General features: G+C 35.6%; 6 protein-coding genes. 4 read left to right on the top strand and 2 right to left on the bottom strand.

What is annotated here, in order from left to right:
- Together H0X48_05055 and H0X48_05050 are read left to right on the top strand one after the other, a co-directional pair.
- The coding region (locus H0X48_05055; GenBank protein ID MBA3954658.1) for an ankyrin repeat domain-containing protein at positions 1-561 on the top strand (561 nt) is incomplete at its 5' end.
- A 170-nt stretch (positions 562-731) separates the two neighbouring features.
- Positions 732-2084, top strand: coding sequence for an ankyrin repeat domain-containing protein (locus H0X48_05050; GenBank protein ID MBA3954657.1), 1353 nt, complete (start codon positions 732-734; stop codon positions 2082-2084).
- 84 nt (positions 2085-2168) lie between these two features.
- Here the strand turns inward: H0X48_05050 and H0X48_05045 are convergent, their stop codons facing one another.
- Complete coding sequence (locus tag H0X48_05045) at positions 2169-2948, bottom strand: J domain-containing protein (protein MBA3954656.1); 780 nt, start codon at positions 2946-2948, stop codon at positions 2169-2171.
- A gap of 107 nt (positions 2949-3055) precedes the next feature.
- The gene (locus tag H0X48_05040) at positions 3056-4069 is read right to left on the bottom strand and encodes a hypothetical protein (protein ID MBA3954655.1); all 1014 of its coding nucleotides are present in this window, start codon (positions 4067-4069) and stop codon (positions 3056-3058) included.
- A gap of 227 nt (positions 4070-4296) precedes the next feature.
- On the opposite strand from H0X48_05040, the gene H0X48_05035 reads away from it, so the two are divergent.
- Both H0X48_05035 and H0X48_05030 read left to right on the top strand, forming a co-directional pair.
- Entirely contained in the window at positions 4297-6711 is a 2415-nt protein-coding gene (locus H0X48_05035) for a toprim domain-containing protein (GenBank protein ID MBA3954654.1), read from the top strand.
- Positions 6712-6853: 142 nt separating this feature from the next.
- Positions 6854-7126 (top strand): AAA family ATPase, encoded by a 273-nt coding sequence (locus tag H0X48_05030; protein MBA3954653.1) that lies wholly within the window; start codon positions 6854-6856, stop codon positions 7124-7126.
- Positions 7127-7416: the final 290 nt, after the last annotated feature.

The raw sequence follows: 7416 nt of genomic DNA, 5'->3' as shown, positions 1-7416 counted from the left end.
AGTCATGATATATTTTATACAACTCCATTGCATAGAGCAGCAAAAGAAAACAATATTTCATTAGTCAAAGACTTTATTAAAAATGAAGCTTATGTAAATGCTCAAGATGGTTTTCAAGATACGCCTTTACATTGTGCTGTATTTAAAGAAAACTATGAGATAGTAGAACTACTTCTCAATGCTGGCGCACAGGTAAATATTTTTAATAGCTCGGGTGATGCTCCCATTCATTATGCTTGGGATAAACCAGCAATACTGCGTTTACTTCTTAAAAAGGGTGCTCCGGTTAATGCTCTTACCAAAGATCAGTGTACCACACTGCATTGGGCAGCTGCGCAAGGAAACCTAGAAACAGTACAAATTTTACTTGACCATAAGGCTAATGCTCTTAATAAAGATGCCAATGGGAAAACACCCCTTAATTATGCTCAAGCCTTACCAGAAAATACAGTTCAAGAAGTGGCCAATAAAGAAAATTTGATAAAATTGTTATCGAATTTGTATAACAATTCTTCTACTTCGATAGTGCATAAAAATCATTCCCAATCATCGGCTTTATAATCTCCAAATTTTTATAAGCATTAAAAGCAAGAAAAGTCAGACGTAACCATAACATTAGTATAAAGCACTTGTAGGCTCGAGTTCTACTTAATTTTACTATTTTATTAAATATGTTATAATTTTATTAAATTATATGCAAAAATAATAAAATTAATTCTAGGCAGGCTTATATGAAAAAACAGTTTATTTTCTATTTAAAAGAGGCCTCAAGCCCCTGGTTCTGGTGTCTTAATTATATAGCCAAAGTATCTAACTCTAATAGATGGTTAGTTTTTATTGTTTTGCTTTCTTTTACTCGTTTAACGTTCTGTATGCAGCCTCTTTATGAGCAATTGCTTAAAGCTATTAAAACAGGTGATTTTTTGCTTGTTCAAGATATTATTGTTAATCATAAAGTAGATTGTACTGGTAAAGATATTCCCCACGATAAGTTAGAGAAAATGCCCTTATATTATGCGGTTAAAAAGGGTAATATACAGCTAACGGCTCTTCTTTTAGAGCATGGTGGTGATCCAAATACTCAACATGCAGGAAAAATTACGTCTCTTCATAGAGCAGTAAGAGCCCATAATGCAGAGTTGGCAAAGCTTTTGCTTGAGCATGGTGCCCAAGCTGATAGACAAGATGATAAAGGGTTTACACCTCTTCACGATTGTGCTCTTAGTAATGGGCCACACGCTCTTTTTAAGATTTTGATTAAAAAGACTCGCAATCTTAATACCGCTAGTGTGCATGGTGTTACTCCGCTTCATTATACTTGTAGAGCTCTCAATCTAGCAGGCGCAAAAGCTCTTGTTAAATATGGTGCAAAAGTTAATGTAACTACATTAGTCCGTAGAACACCGCTCCATCTATGTTTACTTCCTACTATGGTAACAGGAGAAAATCAGTTTAAATTAGTGAAATTATTACTTGACCACGGCGCTGATGTTGCTCTTTGTGATAACGAGGGAAAAACACCTCTCGCCTTAGCCGTACACTATAATTTTTCACGGATTGTTGAGCTTTTGATTGTTAGTGGTTCTCCTATTTCTGAAGAGTTAATTAATCATCCAAGTGTTATAAAAGCATTTTCTAATCAAGCTGTGCTTAATAACGCTGTAAGTAATGCTGATTTAAAACAAGTTATTACTCTCCTTAAACAAGGTTTTTGCGCTAATAAAAATGTAGACATGTTTCTTAATTTAAAGTTGCAACAGCTTTTTACTGCTGTAATGCAAGATGATCCCTTTGTTGTAAAACAGCTTTTAAAGCAAGCTTTTAGTTTAACTACTTGTGATAAACTAGGCAACACGCTACTACACAAAGCTTTTGAGTGCACGAGTAAAAAAGTTATAGAATTTATTTTAAGTATTACTGGTAGTGCTGATATTTTGTGTAAAAAAAATAAAGCCGGTATAACGCCTCTTGAAATAGCTCTCACTAAAAGCGATAAGCACAGTGATTTTATAAAAAGTTTATTGAAAAAACTAGAAAAAGGCCCTCAATCACTGTCTCATTCAAGTGCATGCACAATTGTATAGCAAGCTTTTAATATAATTGAGTAAGAATTTACCTAACATACCAAAGAAAGGCCAAGAGATCTCTCTTTGGTATGTTGTATCTATTTAACTTTTGCGAGCACTGGGATTAGTGTTGGATATAAATTGGTTGAAGTCATTGCTGGGATAGAGCGCATCTAAATTTAAACCTTTTTCGATGATAGCGCTATAAGCGGTAGTAATAACTTTACTTAAATCACTGCCTAAGGGGTTTTTATCTGGATGGTATTTTCTTATAAGGTCGTAATATATTTTTCTTAATTCATTTTTTTCAATTGTTTGCCCAGGTTTTAGGCCAAATATAGCTGCAGCATATACAGGGTTTCCTGATTGTGCTTGATCCACTGCTAGAGGGAAAGTTTGTGTTAACGTTGTAGCTAACGGGCTCATTGGGGTGCTTGGTTTCTTAGTGGTTTCTGTTGCTGTGCCCTTCGATGCACTTGTGCTCAATGAAGGAGTAGTTGTCCAGCTGCCGCCTAGCCACCCTGAGCCGCTAATAGAGAGCGTAATAGTACGACCTGGATTTTGTTGGGCTAGCTTTTTAGTTTCTGCAAGGTCGAGCGTCTGAATAGTATATTTGCTTATATTAGCTAAATTACCATATCTTGCTTTAGTGTAGGTCGAAATATCAATATGGTCTATAGTTGCTAGAGTTCCTACACCTATAGGTAGAGGGGCACTTTGATAAGTTGGCAAATCAAAGTCCTGTGGGCTATCGCCGTTATTATGATAGATAATAACTCTTACATCTTTACCATAGTTATTAATGAGTTCTAATTTTTGTGCAAAAGCATTATTAAAAATATTGAGTAAAGCTGCGCCTAAAAATAAATGTAATGTATTCATTGTACATCCTTAATTTGTTATCCATATGTAAAGAGACTGCATTTTAATAATACAATAACAAATATTCAGTTAGCAATGATTTTTTCAGAAATTTCGCAGCAATGCGTCTAAATGAAGCTTAGATGCTTTAAGATAGCAGTTTGCACTGATTTTAGTAGGGAGCTTGGTAGTAATGTATTTAGGTCAAATTCCGATTCTTTAAGATAGCAATCTTTGGCGTTATATGCACCTTTATAACAATATCCAGCACGAAAGAGTAGTGCAGTTAAAACAGTCGCATGATAGCCTCCAGCCATTACTATAAGTGAATTATAGTCTCGCGCATTTATCAAGTGATGAAAAAACCAAAGATCAAGTAATGGATTGATCATATCATGTAGTAGATATTCGAGTCTATAAAAAGCATTGGGTCCTTGCTCGTATACACGGTGTGCTAGTTGGTCTATTGCATTAATTACCAGAGTAGATTCATTGATATTATTGTCATGTAAAAAACTGTTAAATTGCTCAAAAAATTCTTTGCTATCTTCTAATTTTTCATCAAATAGGGCTGTTGTTTTAGCAGGATGGCTATTTTTTAAAGCTGTAATGGCGGTAAACCAAGTAGTATATTCTGTAATAATGTCATTAAATGTTATGTTATTGCTTGTAAGAATGATATTTTGAGTATAATAAGTTAGGTTGTCAATAGGCAAATTCTTATCAGCTCGTTGTATAAGATGAATGACAGGTATAGTAGTGGTACGTATTTCATAGTTTTTAAGCGTTGTGTTGTTTAGCTTAAGAGAATTAAAAATAAACGGTAGGGCAGCTAAAATAGTGTACCTATTAGATAATGAACCAAGTCCGCATGTTGCAGGAATTTCAGCCAGTATAAGGCATTTCATAGTAGGGCTAGTTTCATATTTGTCTAATAGTGCTTTAACTGCCTTTAGTTGCTCTTGGTTAACGTGGGGTTCTTGTATACTATGGTCGTCAGAAAATAAATAAATATGTTGTGTGTCATTAGTAAAAAAGTTTATTTTAGTAAATGCGCCACATAGTCTATTCTCTGGCAATATACTACCCATAAGCAGAAAAAACGGTAGGCAAAGTCTGTTAAAAAAAGCATTTTCGGACATTTTTTACCAACTGTAAAGAGGATTAATAGATTAAAGAGAATTACTATTTAACTATAATGACTTTTTAATTTTTGTAAATTGGTCTTAGTTCTTAAATTTGAAATAATAGTGTATAGTCATATCTGCATTTGTATCAAACTAGTGACATCTTGTCTATTTAGGTAATTTGGATTAGTATTAGGATATTTAAAAACAGCATAAGACTCATAAAAAAGCGAAAATGCCCGGTGAATTTACTTCAATTTTACCAAACTGCTGTGCTTCCGTATCTTGATAAAAAGCTTGTCTTTAATGACCTTAATTTGGTTGATAAGGGTGACCATTATACTGCTGATTGTCCTCAATGCAAAAAACATGAAGCTTTTTTATATAAAAACAGCGAAATTCTTTCCTGTAACCGTAAAAATAGTTGTGGGTATTTTGTAAGTTTAACAGCGTATATCAATGACGGTAGAGTGCCCCGTGGACGGGAGTTTGTGCAAGTAGTTAAAAAATTATGCCAAATTGCTGGAGTAGAGTTTATAAAGCCAAATTATACTGAAGAGGTCCGTGTTCCTCTAGTACAAAATAGCCGGCAAAAACTGTTACAAGACTTTTTAGCTTTAACTAAAGAGAGCTTGCTATCTGACGAAGCAGCTCTGGCACGTGAGTACCTTGAGCAACGTGGTTGGACTCAAGAACAGTTGTCTGAGTACGAGTTTGGCTATTATAGAGGTGCTGAGTATATCAAAGAGCAACTTGAGCAGAAGGGTTACCTTGCTAGTGATATACTTAATTCTGGTATCTACCGGTCTGATTGGCACGAGCGCATAGTATATCCGTGGCGAGATTTAGCAGGCATTATTATTAATTTTTGGGCTCGCCACATTATTGGTGATACTGAGGGTAAAAAATATTTGCTCATGAGCTCAGAAAAGGGTGGTAGCAAAGCTGTGCCTTTTGGTTGGCAATGGCTTACAGGTAATTCTATTATTATTGTAGAAGGGTTTTTTGATGTCCTTGCACTCAAGGCTCATAGTATAACCAATGCTCTAGCAACAGCTAGTGCGGGGATTTCTCAAGAGCAGATGCAAGCTTTGGTGCACCGTAACCCTCAGTCAATTACACTGTGTTATGATAATGATGAAGCTGGCTGTAAAGCGACCGAGCATGATATAGATAAGTTGATAAATACTGATATGCAGCTTTTTGTTATGCCGCCGCATTATTTAGGTGGAGCAAAAGATCCAGATGAATTTTGTAGTATCTATGGTTCAGGTGCATTTCAAGAGTTAATTGCTCTGCGTATCCATGCGCTACGCTATAAAGCGCAATGTATGGTATCTCGCCATAAAAAAGAGGCTCAATGGACTGATGCTGAGTTAGTGGCTCTTATTGATGAAGCCCTAGCTTTTATTGGTACCATTACTAATAAAGCACGTAAAGCTGATCTAGACTTTCTCTGGCAAGAGCTTGCTTATGAAACTGGTAGAACACTGGAAAATTTGCATGAGCACAGTAAAAATTTTATACAAAAACAAGAGCAGCAAAAACGTGTTCAACAACTACTTCAGTTAGCACACCAAGGTTCACCAGAAGTTATTGATGCTTATATACTTAAAGAAGCAGAAAAGCTAACAAGACCTGTAGAATTTGATCCTATACTTCAAGTACCCAGACTAAGCAAATTACTTGATGAGCATGAATCTATACTCTTATCATATCGTGGTAAAGAATTTATTGGGTTGCCGCAGCGGTCACTACCCCTGCTTGATGACTACTTATCGGGTATGCGTAATCTTATAGTAATAGCTGCCTCACCTGCTCTACATAAAACAGGACTTGGCATACAAAATGCTCTCGATATTCTTATACACAATCCTGAAGCATGTCTGGTCTATGTAACCTTTGAAATGACAACTCAGGAAGTTATATATGCGATGCGTTGCTATTTAGCAGGTATAAGCTTAACTACTCTCTTGTTTGGCAGTGATAAACAGGCAAAATCGGGTGTCTACTTTACGCAAGAAGAGCAGCATCAGCTAGAAGCATCAGCTAAGCTTTTAAAAACATTAGGTGAACGAATAACTATACTTGATTTGCAAACATGCCCTTTGATAACAGCAGAGGTTATTTTAACACAAGTAGGTAAGCTTAAAGCACAAACGGGTGCAGCACGTTCAGTTATAGTTATAGATAGTTTAGAGCAATGGCCATTGCCGTCAGACTTAGAATTTGTAGTAGCTACTGATAAACAGCTTAATACTTGGCGTATGAATCAGGCAAAAAAGCTTAAACAACTCCAGTTTAATAATCCAGTAATAGTACTTTGCCAAGCTCCTGCTTTAGTGCATATTAAAAATACCCAACAAGAGTTAGATACTCTTGCTCATCTTTCTAGCTCAGATTTTTTATTAATACTAAGGCCGTTATCAGATATTGAATTGGCAGATGCTTGGTTGACTTATAAGGGCTATTCACTGGGTCTTGAGTACCAAGAACATACAAGCAGAGTGCAAGACTATCTCAATAAACGTCAGTGTTCAATTTACGTGTTACAAGTAGTTAAAGCCAATAATGGCATGGCCTGTGATGATATACTTGTTACATTTTCTTCTAAAACTTCTAAGTTTGAGCAACTTAATTGGGCGCTCCAAGACTAAAGCATGCTCAAATACGCTTGTAATTGACAAAACACTTATTGCAATTTCTTGTTAAAAAGCTGAAATCTCTATTTTCTGACAAATGGGGAATTGAATTCCCCATTTGTCAGAAAATATTAAAAAAGCTCACTAGAGGCATTAAATGATAGCTCGACAGTTAACTGAATCTCTCAAAGAAGCAGCAGCACAATTTCCTGTTGTTACTGTATTAGGCCCTCGGCAATCAGGTAAAACTACTTTAGTACAGAGTGTGTTTCCAAACCATCGGTACATTTCACTTGAAGATTTAGATAGGCGTAATCTTGCAAATACAGATCCAAGGCTTTTTCTTCAAGAATATCCTACTGAGTCAGGTATGATTTTAGATGAAATTCAGCATGCGCCTACGCTGCTTTCATATATTCAAAATTTGTGAGGAAACTTAGTAGAATCTTTTATACTTTCAGATATATGTAAGCAATATCACTTTGATCAGCTGAAATACTTGAAAAATATTACTTCTTTTTCTAAAAGCTTTGTAGTATATGGCGGCAATGCAAATCAATTATGGCCTGAAGCTCAAGTGCTTACCTGGGTGTCTGCTGGAAATATTATTAAAAAATTGGATAGCTAATATTCACTATCTTGTAGCTATAGCTGTTTTTAAGACTGTAGAAAATAGTGGCTACTAGTTGCAAGTGTATAGACTGTTGCTTAGATTAGCTG

The organism is Candidatus Dependentiae bacterium, from assembly GCA_013821315.1.
Lineage (GTDB): Bacteria > Babelota > Babeliae > Babelales > Babelaceae > JACDHA01.
Note: the sequence above shows the minus strand (reverse complement) of the source record. Positions and strands in the feature narration are given on the sequence as shown.

Excerpts from the sequence above, each read along its gene's own strand:
- H0X48_05050 (MBA3954657.1), top strand. The coding sequence starts at position 732 with ATGAAAAAACAGTTTATTTTCTATTTAAAAGAGGCCTCAAGCCCCTGG.
- H0X48_05045 (MBA3954656.1), bottom strand. The coding sequence starts at position 2,948 with ATGAATACATTACATTTATTTTTAGGCGCAGCTTTACTCAATATTTTT.
- H0X48_05040 (MBA3954655.1), bottom strand. The coding sequence starts at position 4,069 with ATGTCCGAAAATGCTTTTTTTAACAGACTTTGCCTACCGTTTTTTCTG.
- H0X48_05030 (MBA3954653.1), top strand. The coding sequence starts at position 6,854 with ATGATAGCTCGACAGTTAACTGAATCTCTCAAAGAAGCAGCAGCACAA.